Source organism: Pseudomonas sp. B6002, from assembly GCF_013385985.1.
Taxonomy (GTDB): Bacteria; Pseudomonadota; Gammaproteobacteria; order Pseudomonadales; family Pseudomonadaceae; genus Aquipseudomonas.
Window position 1 is genome coordinate 1 of record NZ_JACAOY010000036.1, and the last position, 20577, is coordinate 20577.

The 20577-nt window shown below is 55.3% G+C and carries 17 protein-coding genes and 4 tRNA genes; all 21 read left to right on the top strand.

Going from position 1 to position 20577, the window contains the following annotated elements; genetic code table 11:
* Window positions 1–129: 129 nt before the first annotated feature.
* On the top strand, window positions 130–1089 hold the full coding sequence (gene birA / locus HX792_RS28700) for a bifunctional biotin--[acetyl-CoA-carboxylase] ligase/biotin operon repressor BirA (protein WP_176999247.1): 960 nt from the start codon (window positions 130–132) through the stop codon (window positions 1087–1089).
* Entirely contained in the window at window positions 1079–1828 is a 750-nt protein-coding gene (locus HX792_RS28705; protein ID WP_176999248.1) for a pantothenate kinase, read from the top strand. The genes birA and HX792_RS28705 overlap by 11 nt, the downstream gene beginning before the upstream one ends.
* A gap of 7 nt (window positions 1829–1835) precedes the next feature.
* The gene (locus HX792_RS28710) at window positions 1836–2279 is read left to right on the top strand and encodes a hypothetical protein (protein WP_176999249.1); all 444 of its coding nucleotides are present in this window, start codon (window positions 1836–1838) and stop codon (window positions 2277–2279) included.
* A gap of 143 nt (window positions 2280–2422) precedes the next feature.
* Window positions 2423–2507, top strand: a tRNA-Tyr gene (locus HX792_RS28715).
* 24 nt (window positions 2508–2531) lie between these two features.
* A tRNA-Gly gene (locus tag HX792_RS28720) sits at window positions 2532–2605 on the top strand.
* A 26-nt stretch (window positions 2606–2631) separates the two neighbouring features.
* A tRNA-Thr gene (locus tag HX792_RS28725) sits at window positions 2632–2707 on the top strand.
* Between the two features lie 161 nt (window positions 2708–2868).
* Window positions 2869–2944, top strand: a tRNA-Trp gene (locus HX792_RS28730).
* 45 nt (window positions 2945–2989) lie between these two features.
* Window positions 2990–3358 carry a preprotein translocase subunit SecE gene (secE, locus tag HX792_RS28735; protein ID WP_003194658.1) on the top strand — a complete coding sequence of 123 codons (369 nt, stop codon included), beginning with the start codon at window positions 2990–2992 and terminating at the stop codon, window positions 3356–3358.
* A 9-nt stretch (window positions 3359–3367) separates the two neighbouring features.
* Window positions 3368–3901 (top strand): transcription termination/antitermination protein NusG, encoded by a 534-nt coding sequence (nusG, locus tag HX792_RS28740; protein WP_003176436.1) that lies wholly within the window; start codon window positions 3368–3370, stop codon window positions 3899–3901.
* A gap of 117 nt (window positions 3902–4018) precedes the next feature.
* Window positions 4019–4450, top strand: a complete 432-nt coding sequence (gene rplK, locus HX792_RS28745) for a 50S ribosomal protein L11 (protein WP_003176435.1) — start codon at window positions 4019–4021, stop codon at window positions 4448–4450.
* Window positions 4450–5145 (top strand): 50S ribosomal protein L1, encoded by a 696-nt coding sequence (rplA, locus tag HX792_RS28750; RefSeq protein ID WP_003176434.1) that lies wholly within the window; start codon window positions 4450–4452, stop codon window positions 5143–5145. The genes rplK and rplA overlap by 1 nt, the downstream gene beginning before the upstream one ends.
* A gap of 200 nt (window positions 5146–5345) precedes the next feature.
* Window positions 5346–5846, top strand: coding sequence for a 50S ribosomal protein L10 (gene rplJ / locus HX792_RS28755; protein ID WP_057005469.1), 501 nt, complete (start codon window positions 5346–5348; stop codon window positions 5844–5846).
* Between the two features lie 78 nt (window positions 5847–5924).
* Window positions 5925–6290 carry a 50S ribosomal protein L7/L12 gene (gene rplL / locus HX792_RS28760; protein WP_176999250.1) on the top strand — a complete coding sequence of 122 codons (366 nt, stop codon included), beginning with the start codon at window positions 5925–5927 and terminating at the stop codon, window positions 6288–6290.
* Between the two features lie 219 nt (window positions 6291–6509).
* On the top strand, window positions 6510–10583 hold the full coding sequence (gene rpoB / locus HX792_RS28765) for a DNA-directed RNA polymerase subunit beta (RefSeq protein WP_010206926.1): 4074 nt from the start codon (window positions 6510–6512) through the stop codon (window positions 10581–10583).
* Window positions 10584–10647: 64 nt separating this feature from the next.
* Window positions 10648–14847, top strand: coding sequence for a DNA-directed RNA polymerase subunit beta' (rpoC, locus tag HX792_RS28770; RefSeq protein WP_016969474.1), 4200 nt, complete (start codon window positions 10648–10650; stop codon window positions 14845–14847).
* 216 nt (window positions 14848–15063) lie between these two features.
* Window positions 15064–15435 carry a 30S ribosomal protein S12 gene (gene rpsL, locus HX792_RS28775; protein ID WP_002555494.1) on the top strand — a complete coding sequence of 124 codons (372 nt, stop codon included), beginning with the start codon at window positions 15064–15066 and terminating at the stop codon, window positions 15433–15435.
* Window positions 15436–15553: 118 nt separating this feature from the next.
* Window positions 15554–16024: a 30S ribosomal protein S7 gene (rpsG, locus tag HX792_RS28780; protein WP_002555493.1), complete on the top strand. Its 471-nt coding sequence runs from the start codon at window positions 15554–15556 to the stop codon at window positions 16022–16024.
* A 30-nt stretch (window positions 16025–16054) separates the two neighbouring features.
* Window positions 16055–18160: an elongation factor G gene (gene fusA / locus HX792_RS28785; protein WP_176999251.1), complete on the top strand. Its 2106-nt coding sequence runs from the start codon at window positions 16055–16057 to the stop codon at window positions 18158–18160.
* A gap of 30 nt (window positions 18161–18190) precedes the next feature.
* Complete coding sequence (tuf, locus tag HX792_RS28790) at window positions 18191–19384, top strand: elongation factor Tu (protein ID WP_005791980.1); 1194 nt, start codon at window positions 18191–18193, stop codon at window positions 19382–19384.
* Between the two features lie 158 nt (window positions 19385–19542).
* Window positions 19543–19854 (top strand): 30S ribosomal protein S10, encoded by a 312-nt coding sequence (gene rpsJ / locus HX792_RS28795; RefSeq protein ID WP_003186070.1) that lies wholly within the window; start codon window positions 19543–19545, stop codon window positions 19852–19854.
* Between the two features lie 81 nt (window positions 19855–19935).
* Complete coding sequence (rplC, locus tag HX792_RS28800; protein WP_003194649.1) at window positions 19936–20571, top strand: 50S ribosomal protein L3; 636 nt, start codon at window positions 19936–19938, stop codon at window positions 20569–20571.
* The last annotated feature ends 6 nt before the right edge of the window (window positions 20572–20577 follow it).

The following is a 20577-nucleotide window of genomic DNA, read 5'->3' on the forward strand; positions in this document are numbered from 1 at the left end:
TTTGTTTTGGGCGGTCGAAAAGTATTTGATGCTTTTGTTGCGCGCGCTTTTCGCGCCAATCCCCTGCCTTTCTATGCAATGGCTCTATGCATGGCTATCATGCGTGCCTCATTGTGAGGCGATACTTGCATGTTGACGTTGTTGAAACTCTTGAAAGATGGCCGATTCCATTCCGGAGAGGCATTGGGGGCTGCGCTTGGCGTCAGTCGCAGTGCTGTTTGGAAGCAGCTGCAGCATCTGGAGACTGAATTGAATCTCCCTATCCATAAGGTTCGAGGACGGGGATATCAGTTGGCATCCCCCCTGGTCTTCTTGGATGCCGAGGAGATCGCTTCAAATTCGGCTACTGCGGCCTGGCCCGTTCATATTTCAGACTCCATTGACTCCACCAATGCCGAAGCATTGCGCCTTGTCGAGGCCGGTTGTGCCGCGCCGTTCCTGGTGCTCGCAGAGCAGCAAGCGGCAGGCCGGGGGAGGAGGGGGAGGGCGTGGGTCAGTCCATTTGCACAGAACGTGTATTACAGCCTTGTGTTACGCATTGAGGGCGGTCTGGGGCAGTTAGAGGGGTTGAGCCTCGTCGTCGGATTGGCTGTCATGCAGGCTCTACGTGAGTCGGGGGTACAAGGCGCGGCTTTGAAGTGGCCAAACGACGTTCTGGTCGGTCGGAAGAAAATTGCCGGAATTTTGCTTGAGTTGGTCGGAGACCCCGCTGATATCTGTCATGTTGTCCTGGGCATCGGGATCAACGTGAATATGCAGAACGCAGCAGAGGTTGATCAGCAGTGGTCTTCGGTGCAACTGGAAACCGGTTTTCCTCTTGATCGCAACCTTCTTGTTGCAAGGCTTGGCCAGCAGCTGCAGCACTATCTGGACCTGCATAAGGCTTCCGGCTTTTCCGCGCTCCAGGAAGAGTGGGAGCGGAATCATTTGTGGCAGGGTAAAGCTGTTTCCCTCATAGCCGGAGTTAACCATATTGAAGGGGTGGTCTTGGGTGTCGATCGTCAGGGGGCATTGCGGTTGAGTGTCGAGGGTGTCGAAAAGACATACAGCGGTGGTGAATTAAGCCTGAGGTTGCGTGATGATTCTTGAGCTCGACTGTGGGAACAGCTTCATCAAGTGGCGTGTGCTTGATTTGCCAGCGGTAGGCGCTTTTGCGGAAGGCGTCGTCGGTTCGGATGTCGCGTTGATAGATAGCCTGTCAGCGATACCAGGCCTCTTGCTGACACGCTGTCGTTTGGTGAGTGTTCGGGCTTTGGAGGAAACGAGCAAGTTGGTTGCGGCCTTGGAGGCGGCTTTTGGGGTTGTCGTGTCTTGCGCTGCGCCCGCCCGCGACATGGCGGGCGTTCGCAATGGGTATGAGGAGTTCGAGCGCCTCGGGCTCGATCGCTGGTTGGCAATGCTCGGTGCCTTCAAATTAGCTTCGAGTGCCTGCCTGGTGCTTGATTTCGGTACAGCAGCAACGGCCGATTTTATTGCTGCGGATGGTGAGCACCTGGGAGGCTTCATCTGCCCTGGGATGCCGCTAATGCGTAACCAGTTGCGAACTCATACCCGCAAGATACGTTACGACGATGCCGCCGCCGAGCAGGCATTGGCACGCTTGTCGCCAGGTCGTACCACCGTAGAGGCAGTCGAGCGCGGCTGTACGCTCATGCTGAGAGGGTTCGTGCTGACTCAACTGGAGCTTGCTCGAAGTTACTGGGGGGATGAGTTCACGGTGTTTCTCACAGGCGGGGATGCCGAGCTCGTTTCGGAGGCTGTGCCTCAAGCTCGGCTTGTTCCGGATCTGGTATTTGTTGGTCTGGCGATGGCGTGCCCTTTGTCCTGAGGTGTTTATGCGTTGGCTATTTCTACTTTTACTGGTCCTCAATGCGTTTTACTACATTTGGCATCAGCAAGAGGCGCCGTTACGGGCAAAGGATGTCACTCCTCTGAGTCTCTACAAGGGCTCTCAGCAGGATATCCGCCTGCTGAGTGAGTCCTCCGACGCGGTGCAAAAACGTGACAGGGGCAAGGCCTCTGAGGTGAATACCTGCTTGTACCTGGGTGGCTTTGCGGATCAGCGACAAGCATCAGTGCTTGAGCAGCGCCTCATCAGTCTGGATATAAAGGTCAAGATGCAATTGCTCAATACGTCGGAGGTCTCGGGTTATTGGCTTCGTGTTGCCCCTGAAAGCAGGCGCCTCGCTGACGATCTGCCCTTTGAAAACCTTGCTAAGGAATTCAATGAGTTAAAACATAAAATAATGTTGTGCGAAGGCGTTGCATCTCTCGAATAGTTTGCATAGAATGGCGCCCGCTTCGCAGTGAAGACCTTTACGGTCAACACGGTGAAGCAAAGGTCAACGCAGCTAACCTCATATTTTTAAATGAGAAAATGCTTGACAGAAGGTCGGCGTAATGTAAAATGCCGGCTCGCTTAGGAGGGGTTCCCGAGCGGCCAAAGGGATCAGACTGTAAATCTGACGTCTACGACTTCGAAGGTTCGAATCCTTCCCCCTCCACCATTTTTAGCGTGAGCTGCAAGCTCCGCGGGTATAGTTTAGTGGTAGAACCTCAGCCTTCCAAGCTGATGATGCGGGTTCGATTCCCGCTACCCGCTCCAAGTTTGCAGGTTGTGCAAGGTGTTTCGCTCTTGTAGCTCAGTTGGTAGAGCACACCCTTGGTAAGGGTGAGGTCAGCGGTTCAAATCCGCTCAAGAGCTCCATATAACAAGGCAGATATGAAAATATCTGCCTTTGTTTTAACAGCTGCCTCGGCTTGATGGTGTTGTGCTTGGCTTTGTTGCTGGGTGATTTCAAGTCTCTTGGGGTTGGTTGTTGTAAAGTCTTTTTCAGGCCTGCATAATGGTCGGCCTGATTTTGTTTTAGGTCAGTAGCTCAATTGGCAGAGCGACGGTCTCCAAAACCGTAGGTTGGGGGTTCGATTCCCTCCTGACCTGCCAGATTCACGTGGTGTGTCTGGCTTTCTTTTCACAGGATCTTCATAGATGACTCCTAAGGCTGAAGCTCAAAGCTCTCGTTTCGATCTGGTCAAGTGGCTCGCCGTGGTCGCGTTGGTGGTCGTAGGCGTTGTTGGCAATCAGTACTATTCTGCTTCGCCGATCCTGTACCGTGTGCTCGCATTGCTTGCTCTTGCTGCTGTAGCTGCCTTTGTAGGCCTGCAGACTGCTAAGGGTAAGTCTTTCGCAGTCCTGGTAAAGGAAGCTCGCACCGAAATTCGTAAAGTCGTTTGGCCGACTCGCCAAGAAACTACGCAGACCACCCTGATTGTGGTGGCTGTTGTTCTGGTTATGGCGTTGCTGTTGTGGGGGCTTGATTCCCTGCTCGGCTGGCTTGTTTCCTTGATTGTTGGCTAAGGGTGTCCCGTGGCTAAGCGTTGGTACGTTGTGCATGCTTACTCGGGTTACGAGAAGCATGTTATGCGCTCTTTGCTGGAGCGCGTAAAGCTGGCAGGCATGGAAGATGGCTTCGGCGAAATTCTGGTTCCCACTGAAGAAGTGGTCGAAATGCGGAATGGCCAGAAGCGCAAGAGCGAACGCAAGTTCTTTCCAGGCTACGTGCTGGTTCAAATGGACATGAACGAAGGTACTTGGCACTTAGTCAAAGATACCCCTCGTGTTATGGGTTTTATCGGCGGTACAGCTGATAAGCCTGCTCCAATCACTGACAAAGAGGCGGAAGCAATTCTGCGTCGTGTTGCTGATGGCAGCGACAAGCCCAAGCCGAAGACGTTGTTCGAACCGGGTGAGGTTGTTCGTGTTACAGATGGTCCGTTTGCTGATTTTAACGGCACTGTCGAAGAAGTTAACTACGAAAAGAGCCGGATCCAAGTGGCTGTGCTCATTTTCGGTCGCTCTACTCCGGTAGAGTTGGAGTTCAGTCAGGTCGAGAAGGTCTAGCTGAGCAAGCATCCCAACCCCGCAGCCTTAGGCTGTGGGGTTTTGTCGTCACTGGGATAAACGCGCAAGTAACCGGGGAGCCTTTCGAGGCGTTTGAACCCGTAATTGGAGTGCCTCATGGCCAAGAAGATTACCGCTTACATCAAGCTGCAAGTGAAGGCCGCTCAGGCCAACCCAAGCCCACCCGTCGGTCCAGCTCTGGGTCAGCACGGCGTGAATATCATGGAATTCTGCAAGGCCTTCAACGCCCGTACTCAGGGTCTTGAGCCAGGTCTGCCGACTCCAGTGATCATCACTGTCTACAGCGACCGTAGCTTCACTTTCGAAACCAAGTCGACCCCGGCTTCGGTTCTGCTGAAGAAAGCTGCTGGTCTGACTAGCGGTTCCGCTCGTCCTAACACCGTTAAGGTTGGCACCGTAACTCGTGCTCAGCTGGAAGAAATCGCGAAAACCAAAAACGCGGATCTGACTGCAGCTGATATGGATGCAGCCGTGCGTACCATCGCCGGTTCTGCTCGTAGCATGGGCCTTAACGTGGAGGGTGTGTAATGGCTAAGCTGACCAAGCGCCAAAAGGCTATCGCCGGCAAAATCGAAGCGGGCAAGTCCTACAACTTTGTAGACGCTGCTGCCCTGCTGACCGAGCTGTCGACTGTCAAGTTCAGCGAGTCCGTTGACGTTGCTGTAAACCTGGGTGTTGACCCACGTAAATCCGACCAGGTCGTTCGTAGCGCAACTGTGCTGCCACACGGTACTGGCAAGACTGTACGTGTTGCTGTCTTCACCCAAGGCCCGGCGGCTGAAGCTGCTCTGGCCGCTGGCGCAGACCGCGTTGGCATGGACGACCTGGCTGCCGAAATGAAAGGCGGCGACCTGAACTATGACGTAGTTATTGCCTCCCCGGATGCAATGCGCGTTGTAGGTCAGTTGGGTCAGATCCTGGGCCCACGTGGTCTGATGCCTAACCCTAAAGTCGGCACCGTAACCCCAGACGTAGCTACCGCGGTTAAAAACGCCAAGGCTGGTCAGGTCCGTTATCGCACCGACAAGAACGGCATTATTCACACCTCCGTTGGCAAGGTCGGTTTCGACGCCGTCAAGCTGAAGGAAAACGTTGAAGCCCTGATCGCTGACCTGAAGCGTATCAAGCCAGCTTCCTCGAAAGGTATCTACGTCAAGCGCGTTACCCTGAGCACCACTATGGGCCCAGGTCTGGTCATCGACCAAGGCTCGTTGGACGTATAAGACACAAGTTGGCGCGAGAGATTGCGCCAATTGAAAAAAATTGGGGTCCCTGCCTGGCGGGGGCTATCCAAGACCGTAGGCGACGCAAGTCTTAAACCACAAGCCTACGCAGATGGTGCTCCCGGTTCCTTACCGAATCAGACACCAAAACGACATCCGGCTCCGGCCAGATGAAACGGTAACAAGCAGGAGTTAAACCCGTGGCAATTAATCTCGAAGACAAGAAGGCCATCGTCGCTGAAGTCAACGAGGCTGCCAAAGCTGCTCTGTCCGCTGTCGTGGCTGATGCCCGTGGTGTGACAGTAGGCGCTATGACCGGACTCCGTAAAGAGGCTCGTGAAGCTGGCGTATACGTACGTGTTGTACGTAACACCCTGCTCAAGCGCGCTGTTGCTGACACTGAATACAGTGTTCTCAACGACGTGTTCACTGGCCCGACTCTGATCGCGTTCTCCACAGAACATCCAGGCGCTGCTGCCCGTTTGTTCAAAGAGTTTGCCAAGAGTCAGGATAAGTTCGAGATCAAGGCAGCTGCGTTCGAGGGCAAGTTCCTCGCAGCTAACCAAATCGACGTACTGGCAACACTGCCGACCCGCGACGAAGCCATTTCGCAGCTGATGAGCGTGATTCAAGGCGCTACCAGCAAGCTGGCTCGTACTCTGGCTGCAGTTCGCGAGCAAAAAGAAGCTGCCGCAGCCTAAGGCTGAGCAACTTCTCTCGCGTATTTTTGTTTATTTCGATGGCCTCGTAGGCCGTCCCCCAATTCAGGAAATACAGTAATGTCTATCTCCCAAGAAGATATCCTCAACGCCGTAGCTGAAATGTCGGTTCTGCAGGTTGTTGAGCTGATCAAAGCTTTCGAAGAAAAATTCGGCGTTTCCGCTGCCGCTGCTTCCGCTGGCCCAGCTGCTGCTGCTGCCGTTGTTGAAGAGCAAACCGAATTCAACGTCATGCTGACCGAAGCTGGCGAGAAGAAAGTAAACGTGATCAAGGCAGTACGTGAACTGACCGGTCTGGGCCTGAAAGAAGCCAAGGCTGTAGTTGACGGCGCTCCTGCCCTGGTTCTGGAAGCTGTTGCCAAAGACGCAGCTGACAAAGCCAAAGCAGCACTGGAAGAAGCAGGCGCTAAAGTCGAGCTGAAGTAAGCATCGACCTTGCGTCTCCAGCCCAAGCGTTAAGCTGAAGGCTGATGGCTGGTGGCTCTTGCCACCGGCCTTTTTCCGTTCTTGGCTGTCGACTCGGTCGCCGCCATTAACGCGCTGTAGCCACCCGATGCGGTGGTGCAAACCATGGGGTTTGCAAGATTTTCTGGCTGCTCCCGTCGGAGGGGCCAAACAAGCAGGTGACCAAGCTGGGGAACGCTGATGGCTTACTCATATACTGAGAAAAAACGTATCCGCAAGGACTTTAGCAAGTTGCCGGACGTCATGGATGTCCCGTACCTTCTGGCTATCCAGCTGGATTCGTATCGTGAATTCTTGCAGGCGGGAGCGACCAAAGATCAGTTCCGCGACGTGGGCCTGCATGCGGCCTTCAAATCCGTTTTCCCGATCATCAGCTACTCCGGCAATGCTGCGCTGGAGTACGTCGGTTATCGCCTGGGCGAACCGGCATTTGATGTCAAAGAATGCGTGTTGCGCGGTGTTACTTACGCCGTACCTTTGCGGGTAAAAGTGCGCCTGATCATTTTCGACAAAGAATCGTCGAACAAAGCGATCAAGGACATCAAAGAGCAAGAAGTCTACATGGGCGAAATCCCATTGATGACAGAGAACGGTACCTTCGTTATCAACGGTACCGAGCGTGTGATCGTTTCCCAGCTGCACCGTTCCCCGGGCGTGTTCTTCGACCACGACCGCGGCAAGACGCACAGCTCCGGCAAGCTCCTGTACTCCGCGCGGATCATTCCGTACCGTGGCTCGTGGTTGGACTTCGAGTTCGACCCGAAAGACTGCGTGTTCGTACGTATCGACCGTCGTCGCAAGCTGCCGGCCTCGGTACTGCTGCGCGCGCTCGGCTATACCACCGAGCAGGTGCTGGACGCCTTCTACACCACCAACGTATTCAGCCTGAAGGATGAAACCCTCAAGCTGGAGCTGATTGCTTCGCGTCTGCGTGGTGAAATTGCCGTCCTGGACATCCAGGATGAAAAAGGCAAGGTCATTGTTGAAGCTGGCCGTCGTATTACTGCACGCCACATCAACCAGATCGAAAAAGCCGGTATCAAAGAGCTGGAAGTACCTCTGGACTACGTCCTGGGTCGTACTACCGCCAAGGTCATCGTTCACCCGGCAACAGGCGAAATCCTGGCCGAGTGCAACACCGAGCTGAACACCGAGATCCTGGCCAAGATCGCCAAGGCCCAGGTTGTTCGCATCGAGACCCTGTACACCAACGATATCGACTGTGGTCCGTTCATCTCCGACACACTGAAGATCGACTCCACCAGCAACCAATTGGAAGCGCTGGTCGAGATCTATCGCATGATGCGTCCTGGTGAGCCACCAACCAAAGACGCTGCCGAGACCCTGTTCAACAACCTGTTCTTCAGTCCTGAGCGCTATGACCTGTCTGCGGTCGGCCGGATGAAGTTCAACCGTCGTATCGGTCGTACCGAGATCGAAGGTTCGGGCGTGCTGTGCAAGGAAGACATCGTCGCGGTACTGAAGACCCTGGTCGACATCCGTAACGGTAAAGGCATCGTCGATGACATCGACCACCTGGGTAACCGTCGTGTTCGCTGCGTAGGCGAGATGGCCGAGAACCAGTTCCGCGTTGGCCTGGTACGTGTTGAGCGTGCGGTCAAAGAGCGTCTGTCGATGGCAGAAAGCGAAGGCCTGATGCCGCAAGACCTGATCAACGCCAAGCCGGTGGCTGCGGCGGTGAAAGAGTTCTTCGGTTCCAGCCAGCTTTCCCAGTTCATGGACCAGAACAACCCGCTCTCCGAGATCACCCACAAGCGCCGTGTATCCGCACTGGGCCCGGGCGGTCTGACCCGTGAGCGTGCAGGCTTTGAAGTTCGTGACGTACACCCGACGCACTATGGTCGTGTTTGCCCGATCGAAACGCCGGAAGGTCCGAACATCGGTCTGATCAACTCCCTGGCCGCTTATGCGCGCACCAACCAGTACGGCTTCCTCGAGAGCCCGTACCGCGTGGTGAAAGACGCACTGGTCACCGACGAGATCGTGTTTCTGTCCGCCATCGAAGAAGCTGATCACGTGATCGCTCAGGCCTCGGCCACGATGAACGACAAGAAAGTCCTGGTCGACGAGCTGGTAGCTGTTCGTCACTTGAACGAGTTCACCGTCAAGGCGCCGGAAGACGTGACCTTGATGGACGTTTCGCCGAAGCAGGTAGTTTCGGTTGCAGCGTCGCTGATCCCGTTCCTGGAACACGATGACGCCAACCGTGCGTTGATGGGTTCCAACATGCAGCGTCAAGCTGTACCGACCCTGCGTGCTGACAAGCCGCTGGTAGGTACCGGCATGGAGCGTAACGTAGCCCGTGACTCCGGCGTTTGCGTCGTGGCTCGTCGTGGCGGCGTGATCGACTCCGTTGATGCCAGCCGTATCGTGGTTCGTGTTGCCGATGACGAAGTTGAAACTGGCGAAGCCGGTGTCGACATCTACAACCTGACCAAATACACCCGCTCGAACCAGAACACCTGCATCAACCAGCGTCCGCTGGTGAGCAAGGGTGATCGCGTTCAGCGTAGCGACATCATGGCCGACGGCCCGTCCACCGACATGGGTGAACTGGCTCTGGGTCAGAACATGCGCATCGCGTTCATGGCATGGAACGGCTTCAACTTCGAAGACTCCATCTGCCTGTCCGAGCGTGTTGTTCAAGAAGACCGCTTCACCACGATCCATATTCAGGAACTGACCTGTGTGGCGCGTGACACCAAGCTTGGCCCAGAGGAAATCACTGCAGACATCCCGAACGTGGGTGAAGCTGCACTGAACAAGCTGGACGAAGCCGGTATCGTTTACGTAGGTGCTGAAGTAGGCGCGGGCGACATCCTGGTCGGTAAGGTCACTCCGAAAGGCGAGACCCAACTGACTCCGGAAGAAAAACTGCTGCGTGCCATCTTCGGTGAAAAAGCCAGCGACGTTAAAGACACCTCCCTGCGCGTGCCGACTGGCACCAAAGGTACTGTCATCGACGTACAGGTCTTCACCCGTGACGGCGTTGAGCGTGATGCTCGTGCACTGTCCATCGAGAAGACCCAGCTCGACGAGATCCGCAAGGACCTGAACGAAGAGTTCCGTATCGTTGAAGGCGCGACCTTCGAACGTCTGCGTTCCGCTCTGGTAGGCCACAAGGCTGAAGGTGGCGCAGGTCTGAAGAAGGGTCAGGACATCACCGACGAAATCCTCGACGGTCTTGAGCACGGCCAGTGGTTCAAACTGCGCATGGCTGAAGATGCTCTGAACGAGCAGCTCGAGAAGGCCCAGGCCTACATCGTCGATCGCCGCCGTCTGCTGGACGACAAGTTCGAAGACAAGAAGCGCAAACTGCAGCAGGGCGATGACCTGGCTCCAGGCGTGCTGAAAATCGTCAAGGTTTACCTGGCAATCCGTCGTCGCATCCAGCCGGGCGACAAGATGGCCGGTCGTCACGGTAACAAGGGTGTGGTCTCCGTGATCATGCCGGTTGAAGACATGCCGCACGATGCCAATGGCACCCCGGTCGACGTCGTCCTCAACCCGTTGGGCGTACCTTCGCGTATGAACGTTGGTCAGATCCTTGAAACCCACCTGGGCCTCGCGGCCAAAGGTCTGGGCGAGAAGATCAACCGTATGATCGAAGAGCAGCGCAAGGTCGCAGACCTGCGCAAGTTCCTGCACGAGATCTACAACGAGATCGGCGGTCGCAACGAAGAGCTGGACACCTTCTCCGACCAGGAAATCCTGGATCTGGCGAAGAACCTGCGCGGCGGCGTTCCAATGGCTACCCCGGTGTTCGACGGTGCCAAGGAAAGCGAAATCAAGGCCATGTTGAAACTGGCAGACCTGCCAGAAAGCGGCCAGATGCAGCTGTTCGACGGCCGTACCGGCAACAAGTTCGAGCGCCCGGTTACTGTTGGCTACATGTACATGCTGAAGCTGAACCACTTGGTAGACGACAAGATGCACGCTCGTTCTACCGGTTCGTACAGCCTGGTTACCCAGCAGCCGCTGGGTGGTAAGGCTCAGTTCGGTGGTCAGCGTTTCGGGGAGATGGAGGTCTGGGCACTGGAAGCATACGGTGCTGCTTACACTCTGCAAGAAATGCTCACAGTGAAGTCGGACGATGTGAACGGTCGGACCAAGATGTACAAAAACATCGTGGACGGCGATCACCGTATGGAGCCGGGCATGCCCGAGTCCTTCAACGTGTTGATCAAAGAAATTCGTTCCCTCGGCATCGATATCGATCTGGAAACCGAATAACACGTGACGCGAATCGAGAGCGGGGCTGCTTAGCCCGCTCTCTGCTCCGCCAGGAGGAAAGGCCTTGAAAGACCTACTGAATTTGCTGAAAAACCAGGGTCAAGTCGAAGAGTTCGACGCCATCCGTATTGGGTTGGCATCGCCTGAGATGATCCGTTCGTGGTCGTTCGGTGAAGTTAAAAAACCGGAAACCATAAACTACCGTACGTTCAAACCTGAGCGTGACGGCCTGTTCTGCGCCAAGATTTTTGGCCCGGTAAAGGATTACGAGTGCCTGTGCGGTAAGTACAAGCGCTTGAAACACCGTGGTGTGATCTGCGAGAAGTGCGGCGTTGAAGTTGCACTGGCCAAGGTTCGTCGTGAGCGCATGGCGCACATCGAACTGGCTTCGCCGGTTGCCCACATCTGGTTCCTGAAATCGCTGCCGTCCCGTATCGGCTTGCTGATGGACATGACCCTGCGTGATATCGAACGCGTTCTCTACTTCGAGAGCTATGTCGTTATCGATCCAGGCATGACTACCCTTGAAAAAGGTCAGCTGCTGAACGACGAGCAGTACTTCGAAGCGCTGGAAGAGTTCGGCGACGATTTCGATGCCCGCATGGGTGCCGAAGCTGTCCGCGAACTGCTGCACGCTATCGATCTGGAGCACGAGATTGGCCGTCTGCGCGAAGAAATTCCGCAAACCAACTCCGAAACCAAGATCAAGAAACTGTCCAAACGTCTGAAGTTGATGGAAGCCTTCCAGGGTTCCGGCAACTTGCCAGAGTGGATGGTGCTGACCGTTTTGCCGGTTCTGCCGCCAGACTTGCGTCCGCTGGTACCGTTGGATGGTGGTCGTTTCGCGACCTCCGACCTCAACGACCTGTACCGCCGCGTGATCAACCGTAACAACCGCTTGAAGCGCCTGCTCGATCTGTCTGCTCCGGACATCATCGTGCGCAACGAAAAGCGTATGTTGCAAGAAGCGGTCGACGCCTTGCTCGACAACGGTCGTCGTGGCCGCGCTATCACCGGTTCGAACAAGCGTCCTCTGAAATCCCTGGCTGACATGATCAAGGGTAAGCAAGGTCGTTTCCGTCAGAACTTGCTCGGTAAGCGTGTTGACTACTCCGGTCGTTCGGTAATTACCGTAGGCCCGACCCTGCGTCTGCACCAGTGCGGTCTGCCTAAGAAGATGGCGCTGGAGCTGTTCAAACCGTTCATTTTCGGCAAGCTGGAAATGCGCGGTCTCGCGACCACCATCAAAGCGGCCAAGAAAATGGTCGAGCGCGAACTGCCAGAGGTTTGGGACGTTCTCGCTGAAGTGATTCGCGAACACCCGGTTCTCCTCAACCGTGCACCGACCCTTCACCGTCTGGGTATCCAGGCGTTTGAACCGGTACTGATCGAAGGTAAGGCTATCCAGCTGCACCCTCTGGTCTGTGCTGCGTACAACGCCGACTTCGACGGCGACCAAATGGCCGTGCACGTACCGCTGACACTGGAAGCCCAGTTGGAAGCGCGTGCGTTGATGATGTCGACCAACAACATCCTGTCGCCAGCCAACGGTGAGCCAATCATCGTTCCGTCGCAGGACGTTGTATTGGGTCTGTACTACATGACCCGTGAAGCGATCAACGCCAAGGGCGAAGGTCGTGTGTTTGCTGACCTGCAAGAAGTTGACCGTGTGTTCCGTGCCGGCGAAGCCGCACTGCACGCCAAGGTCAAAGTGCGGATCAACGAAACCGTCAATGACCGTGATGGTGGCAGCGTGACCAACACCCGTATCGTCGACACCACTGTCGGCCGTGCGCTGTTGTATCAAGTTGTGCCAAAAGGTCTGTCGTACGACGTCGTCAACCTGCCGATGAAGAAAAAGGCGATCTCCAAGCTGATCAACCAGTGCTACCGCGTGGTTGGTCTGAAAGAGACCGTGATCTTCGCTGACCAGTTGATGTACACCGGTTTTGCTTACTCGACCATTTCCGGCGTTTCCATCGGTGTTAACGACTTCGTTATCCCGGATGAAAAAGCCCGCATCATCGGTGCTGCCACCGACGAAGTGAAAGAGATCGAAAGCCAGTACGCCTCCGGCCTGGTAACCCAGGGCGAGAAGTACAACAAGGTAATCGACCTTTGGTCGAAGGCGAACGACGAAGTTTCCAAGGCGATGATGGCCAACCTCTCGAAAGAGAAAGTCATCGACCGTCACGGCGACGAAGTTGACCAAGAGTCCTTCAACTCGATGTACATGATGGCCGACTCGGGCGCACGGGGTTCTGCTGCGCAGATCCGTCAGCTCGCCGGTATGCGTGGCCTGATGGCCAAGCCGGACGGTTCCATCATCGAAACGCCGATTACTGCGAACTTCCGTGAAGGTTTGAGCGTACTCCAGTACTTCATCTCCACTCACGGTGCTCGTAAGGGTCTTGCGGATACCGCGTTGAAAACCGCTAACTCCGGTTACCTGACTCGTCGTCTGGTAGACGTTGCACAAGATCTGGTTGTAACCGAGATCGATTGCGGCACCGAGCATGGCCTGCTGATGACGCCGCACATTGAAGGCGGTGACGTTGTAGAGCCGCTGGGTGAGCGCGTATTGGGTCGTGTTATTGCCCGTGACGTATTCAAGCCGGGTACCGAGGAAGTTATCGTTCCTGCTGGCACCCTGGTAGACGAAAAGTGGGTCGAGTTCATCGAACTCAACAGCATCGACGAAGTGATCGTTCGCTCGCCGATCAGCTGCGAAACCCGCTACGGCATTTGCGCCAAGTGCTACGGCCGTGACTTGGCTCGTGGTCACCAGGTGAACATCGGTGAAGCGGTCGGCGTTATTGCTGCCCAGTCCATCGGTGAGCCGGGTACCCAGCTGACCATGCGTACGTTCCACATCGGTGGTGCGGCAAGCCGGACTTCTGCAGCCGACAGCGTTCAGGTGAAGAATGGCGGTACCGTCCGTCTGCACAACCTGAAGCACGTTGAGCGAGTGGATGGCCACCTGGTTGCTGTGTCCCGTTCCGGTGAGCTGGCAATCGCTGATGACTACGGTCGTGAGCGTGAGCGTTATAAGCTGCCGTACGGTGCTGTGATTTCGGTTAAAGAAGGTGACAAGGTCGACGCTGGCGCAATCGTGGCCAAGTGGGATCCGCACACTCACCCGATCGTTACCGAAATGAAAGGTACCGTGACCTACGTGGGCATGGAAGAAGGCATCACGATCAAGCGTCAGACTGACGAATTGACCGGTATGACCAACATTGAAGTACTCGACGCTAAAGATCGTCCAGCTGCCGGTAAAGACATCCGTCCAGCCGTGAAGATGGTTGATGACAACGGCAAGGATCTGTTGCTGCCAGGCACTGACGTTATCGCTCAGTACTTCCTGCCAGCCAACGCCCTGGTCGGTGTAGCGGATGGTGCGAAGATCGCGATCGGTGATGTTATCGCGCGTATCCCGCAAGAAACTTCGAAGACCCGTGACATCACCGGTGGTCTGCCGCGTGTTGCCGACTTGTTCGAAGCGCGCCGTCCGAAAGAAGCGTCGATTCTGGCTGAAGTCAGCGGCACCATCGCGTTCGGTAAAGAGACCAAGGGCAAGCGCCGTCTGGTCATTACCCCGAACGACGGTAGTGATCCGTATGAAGAGCTGATTCCGAAGTGGCGTCACCTGAACGTGTTCGAAGGCGAACAGGTAAACCGCGGCGAAGTTATCTCCGACGGTCCGAGCGATCCACACGACATCCTGCGTCTGCTGGGTGTGAGTGCGCTGGCCAAGTACATCGTCAACGAGATCCAGGACGTTTACCGCCTGCAAGGCGTGAAGATCAACGACAAGCACATCGAGACCATTCTGCGTCAGATGCTGCGTAAAGTTGAAATCGCTGAATCCGGCGATTCCAGTTTCATCAAGGGCGACCAGATGGAACTGACTCACGTACTGGTGGAAAACGAGCGCCTGACGAACGAAGACAAATTCGTGTCCAAGTTCACTCGCGTGCTGCTGGGTATCACCAAGGCGTCGTTGTCGACCGAGTCGTTCATCTCGGCGGCCTCCTTCCAGGAGACCACTCGCGTACTGACCGAAGCAGCGGTAACCGGCAAGCGCGATTACCTGCGCGGCCTGAAAGAAAACGTGGTTGTGGGTCGTCTGATCCCGGCCGGTACCGGTTTGGCTTACCACAGCGAGCGTAAGCGTCGCCGTGATGCTGACAAGCCGTTGCGCGTAAGCGCCAGTGAAGTGGAAGCTGCACTGACCGAAGCGCTGAACTCTAGCGGTAACTGAGTTCTGCGATAAATAAGTCCGGGCCCTGGCAGCCCCATTCGTCGGATCGAGGCAATTTTGCCCCGGTTCGATGAGAGGGGAGGTCGGGGCCTTGCCTTGACTGGGGGCAAGATCCTCTTTAGACTCTTGTACCCCTAAATTTGGCGGGAATTCGTTCCTGCCATTTTGCTTTTCTTGCAAGACAATAGCGTCGCAAGACAACAGTGGAGCTAGTAGATGGCAACTATCAACCAGCTGGTACGTCAGCCGCGTAAGCGTATCGTCGAGAAATCCGACGTACCTGCGCTGCAGAACTGCCCGCAACGTCGTGGCGTATGCACTCGCGTGTATACCACTACGCCGAAAAAACCTAACTCGGCACTGCGTAAAGTATGCCGTGTGCGCCTGACCAACGGTTTCGAGGTTTCCTCGTACATCGGTGGTGAAGGTCACAACCTGCAAGAGCACAGCGTGGTACTGATCCGCGGCGGTCGTGTAAAAGACTTGCCAGGTGTTCGTTACCACACCGTACGCGGCTCCTTGGATACTTCCGGCGTTAAAGGTCGTAACCAGGGTCGTTCGAAGTACGGTACCAAGAAGCCTAAGTAGTAGCGGCTTTTTGTAACACTGAATCATCTAATTTTCTGAGTCGATAAGAGTAAGGTCGGAGGCGTCCCGAAAGGGCACCGATTCCGAGCGAACCTGAAGACCGTTTGAGGGCTTATCCATGCCAAGAAGACGCGTAGCAGCCAAGCGCGAAGTGCTTGACGATCCAAAATACGGAAGCCAAATCCTGGCGAAGTTCATGAACCACGTGATGGAAAGCGGCAAGAAAGCCGTTGCCGAGCGTATCGTTTATGGCGCGCTGGAAAAGGTTAAAGAACGCAAGAACAGCGACCCCCTGGAAATCTTCGAGAAAGCTCTCGACGCCATCGCTCCGCTGGTCGAAGTGAAGTCGCGCCGTGTAGGCGGTGCTACTTACCAGGTTCCGGTTGAAGTTCGCCCGTCCCGTCGTAACGCTCTGGCAATGCGCTGGTTGGTAGACTTCGCCCGTAAGCGCGGCGAGAAGTCTATGGCTCTGCGTTTGGCTGGCGAACTGTTGGACGCTGCTGAAGGTAAAGGTGCTGCTGTTAAGAAGCGTGAAGACGTGCACCGTATGGCTGAAGCTAACAAAGCTTTCTCGCACTACCGCTTCTAATTTTAGCTTCACTAATTTTGCGAGGGCTTTATGGCTCGTACTACTCCGATTAGCCGCTACCGTAACATCGGTATCGTTGCTCACGTGGATGCTGGTAAAACCACCACCACCGAGCGCGTACTGTTTTACACCGGCAAAAGTCACAAAATGGGCGAGGTGCATGACGGCGCCGCGACCACAGACTGGATGGTTCAGGAGCAGGAGCGTGGTATTACCATTACTTCTGCTGCTATTACCGCCTTCTGGAAAGGTTCCGAGAAGCAGTACAAAGACGAGCATCGCTTCAACGTAATCGATACCCCGGGCCACGTAGACTTCACCATTGAAGTAGAGCGTTCCCTGCGCGTACTCGACGGCGCTGTCGTTGTGTTCTGCGGTACCTCGGGTGTTGAGCCTCAGTCGGAAACCGTATGGCGTCAAGCCAACAAGTACGGCGTTCCACGTCTTGTTTACGTAAACAAGATGGACCGTGCTGGCGCCAACTTCCTGCGCGTGATCGGTCAGATCAAGCAGCGTCTGGGTCACACTCCGGTGCCAATCCAATTGGCCATCGGCTCCGAAGACAACTTCCAGGGTCAGATCGATCTGATCAACATGGAAGCGGTCTACTGGAATGACGCTGACAAAGGTATGGTTCCTGTTCGCAAGCCAATCCCTGCCGAGCTTCAAGAGCTGGCTGACGAGTGGCGCAACAACATGGTTGAGGCTGCTGCCGAAGCCAGCGAAGAGCTGATGAACAAGTACCTCGAGGGTGAAGAACTCACCAACGTGGAAATCAAGGCCGCTCTGCGTCAGCGCACTATCGCTGGCGAAATCGTCCTGGCTGTTTGTGGTTCCTCGTTCAAGAACAAGGGTGTTCCCCTGGTTCTCGACGCCGTTATCGACTTCCTGCCTGCTCCAACCGACATTCCTGCTATCAAGGGTTCCAACCCTGATAACGAGGAAGAAGAGATGGAGCGTCACGCAAGTGATGACGAGCCGTTCTCGGCGTTGGCGTTCAAGATCGCTACCGACCCATTCGTGGGTACTTTGACCTTCGTCCGCGTTTACTCGGGCGTGTTGGCATCCGGCGACGGCGTGATCAACTCGGTTAAAGGCAAGAAAGAGCGTGTGGGTCGTATGGTGCAAATGCACGCAAACGCCCGTGAAGAGATCAAGGAAGTACGCGCTGGTGACATCGCGGCCCTGATCGGCATGAAGGACGTCACCACTGGTGAAACCTTGTGCGACGCTGCCAAGCCAATCATCCTGGTTCGCATGGACTTCCCGGAGCCGGTTATCTCGGTTGCCGTTGAGCCTAAGACCAAGGATGACCAGGAAAAAATGGGTATCGCTCTGGGCAAGCTTGCTCAGGAAGATCCATCTTTCCGCGTTAAAACTGATGAAGAGACTGGTCAGACGATCATCTCCGGCATGGGCGAGTTGCACCTGGACATCCTGGTTGACCGGATGCGCCGTGAGTTCAACGTCGAAGCCAACATCGGTAAGCCTCAGGTTTCCTATCGTGAGCGCATCACGAAGAATTGTGAAATCGAAGGCAAGTTCGTTCGTCAGTCCGGCGGTCGTGGTCAGTTCGGTCACTGCTGGATCCGTTTTGCTCCTGCTGACGAAGGTCAGGAAGGTCTGCAATTCGTGAACGAAGTAGTTGGTGGTGTGGTTCCTAAGGAATACATCCCGGCTATCCAGAAGGGCATCGAAGAGCAGATGAAGAACGGTGTTGTTGCCGGCTATCCGCTGATCGGCCTGAAAGCAACCGTTTTTGACGGTTCTTACCACGACGTCGACTCCAACGAGATGGCGTTTAAGGTGGCTGCCTCCATGGCTACCAAGCAACTGGCCCAGAAGGGCGGTGGTGAGTTGCTTGAGCCGATCATGGCGGTAGAAGTTGTTACACCTGAAGACTATATGGGTGATGTCATGGGCGACCTTAACCGTCGTCGCGGCATGATCTTGGGTATGGAAGACACGGTTTCCGGCAAAGTGATTCGCGCCGAGGTTCCGTTGGGTGAGATGTTCGGTTATGCGACCGACGTTCGCTCCATGTCCCAGGGTCGCGCAAGCTACTCTATGGAATTCAAAAAATACAACACAGCTCCGGCGCACATCGCTGAAACTGTATCCAAAAAACAAGGCTGATTCAGTCCTTTAGGCAAGGAGTTAATTGTCGTGGCTAAAGAAAAATTTGATCGTTCCCTACCGCACGTAAACGTTGGCACCATCGGCCACGTTGACCACGGTAAAACCACTCTGACCGCTGCTCTGACTCGCGTCTGCTCCGAAGTTTTCGGTTCGGCTCGTGTTGACTTCGACAAGATCGACAGCGCACCAGAAGAAAAAGCTCGTGGTATCACCATCAATACCGCTCACGTTGAGTACAACTCGACTATTCGTCACTACGCTCACGTTGACTGCCCAGGTCACGCTGACTACGTGAAGAACATGATCACTGGTGCTGCCCAGATGGACGGCGCGATCCTGGTTTGCTCGGCCGCTGATGGTCCGATGCCACAAACCCGTGAGCACATCCTGCTGTCCCGTCAGGTAGGCGTTCCGTACATCGTGGTTTTCCTGAACAAGGCTGACCTGGTAGACGACGCTGAGCTGCTGGAACTGGTTGAGATGGAAGTGCGCGATCTGCTGAGCACTTACGACTTCCCAGGTGACGACACTCCGATCATCATCGGTTCTGCTCGTATGGCTCTGGAAGGTAACGACGAAAACGAAATGGGCACCACTGCCGTTCGTAAACTGGTTGAAACCCTGGACAGCTACATCCCAGAACCAGTTCGTCTGACCGACAAGCCGTTCCTGATGCCAATCGAAGACGTATTCTCGATCTCCGGTCGCGGTACTGTTGTGACTGGTCGTATCGAGCGCGGTATCGTTCGCGTTCAGGATCCACTGGAAATCGTTGGTCTGCGTGACACCACCGTCACCACCTGCACTGGTGTTGAAATGTTCCGTAAGCTGCTCGACGAAGGTCGTGCTGGCGAGAACTGCGGCGTTCTGCTGCGTGGTACCAAGCGTGACGACGTTGAGCGTGGCCAGGTTCTGGTTAAGCCGGGTTCGGTTAAGCCGCACACCAAGTTCACCGCAGAAGTTTACGTTCTGAGCAAGGAAGAAGGCGGTCGTCACACTCCGTTCTTCAAAGGCTACCGTCCACAGTTCTACTTCCGTACTACTGACGTGACCGGTAACTGCGAACTGCCAGAAGGCGTTGAAATGGTAATGCCAGGCGATAACATTCAAATGACTGTTACCCTGATCAAAACCATCGCAATGGAAGACGGTCTGCGCTTCGCTATCCGTGAAGGCGGCCGTACCGTTGGTGCTGGCGTTGTAGCTAAAATCATCGAGTAATTATCTCTTCTGAGATAGCTCCGATGTTTTGAGAAAGCCCCCGCTCAGCGGGGGCTTTTTTATTGGGTTGACACCTATCTGGGGCGTCTATAGAATTGCGCCTCCTTTTAACGGGCGCATTGCGCCCGGTGGGAATAGCAGCCGGAGTCTGAAATCCAATGCAAAATCAGCAAATCCGTATCAGGTTGAAGGCTTTTGACCATCGCCTGATCGACCAATCCACCCAGGAAATCGTGGAAACCGCGAAACGTACTGGTGCTCAAGTGCGTGGTCCAATTCCACTGCCTACCCGTAAAGAGCGGTTCACCGTTCTGGTCTCCCCGCACGTCAACAAAGACGCGCGTGACCAGTACGAGATCCGTACTCATAAGCGCGTACTGGACATCGTCCAGCCAACGGATAAAACCGTTGATGCACTTATGAAGCTCGATCTGGCGGCCGGTGTGGAAGTACAGATCAGCCTCGGCTAAGACTCGGGTCTTAGTCGTGTAACGCTCTGAAATGGGCGGCCATAGCGGGTGAAAGCCCCGTACACTCATGAGGTTTACAACATGACTATTGGTGTAGTCGGTCGTAAATGCGGTATGACCCGTATTTTCACCGAAGAAGGTGTCTCCATTCCGGTCACGGTCATTGAGATCGAGCCGAATCGCGTCACCCAGTTCAAAACTGAAGAAACCGATGGCTATCGTGCAGTGCAAGTCACTGTCGGCGAGCGTCGTGCTTCGCGCGTGACTGCTGCTCAAGCAGGTCACTTCGCTAAAGCAAACGTTGCAGCTGGTCGCACTGTCATGGAGTTCCGTCTCGAAGACGGCGACTACCAGGCTGGCGATCTGATCAACGCTGAAATCTTCGCTGCTGGTCAACTGGTTGATGTAACCGGTCAGTCCAAAGGTAAAGGCTTCCAGGGTACGATCAAGCGTTGGAATTTCCGTGGCCAAGACAACACTCACGGTAACTCCGTTTCCCACCGCGTCCCGGGCTCTATTGGCCAGTGCCAGACTCCTGGTCGTGTATTCAAGGGCAAGAAAATGTCCGGTCATATGGGCGCTGAGCGCGTGACCGTGCAGTCCCTCGAAGTAGTGCGCGTCGACGCTGAACGCAATCTGTTGTTGGTCAAGGGTGCTGTTCCTGGCGCTACTGGCGGCAACCTGGTTGTACGTCCAGCGGCCAAGGCTCGCGGTTAAGGGGAA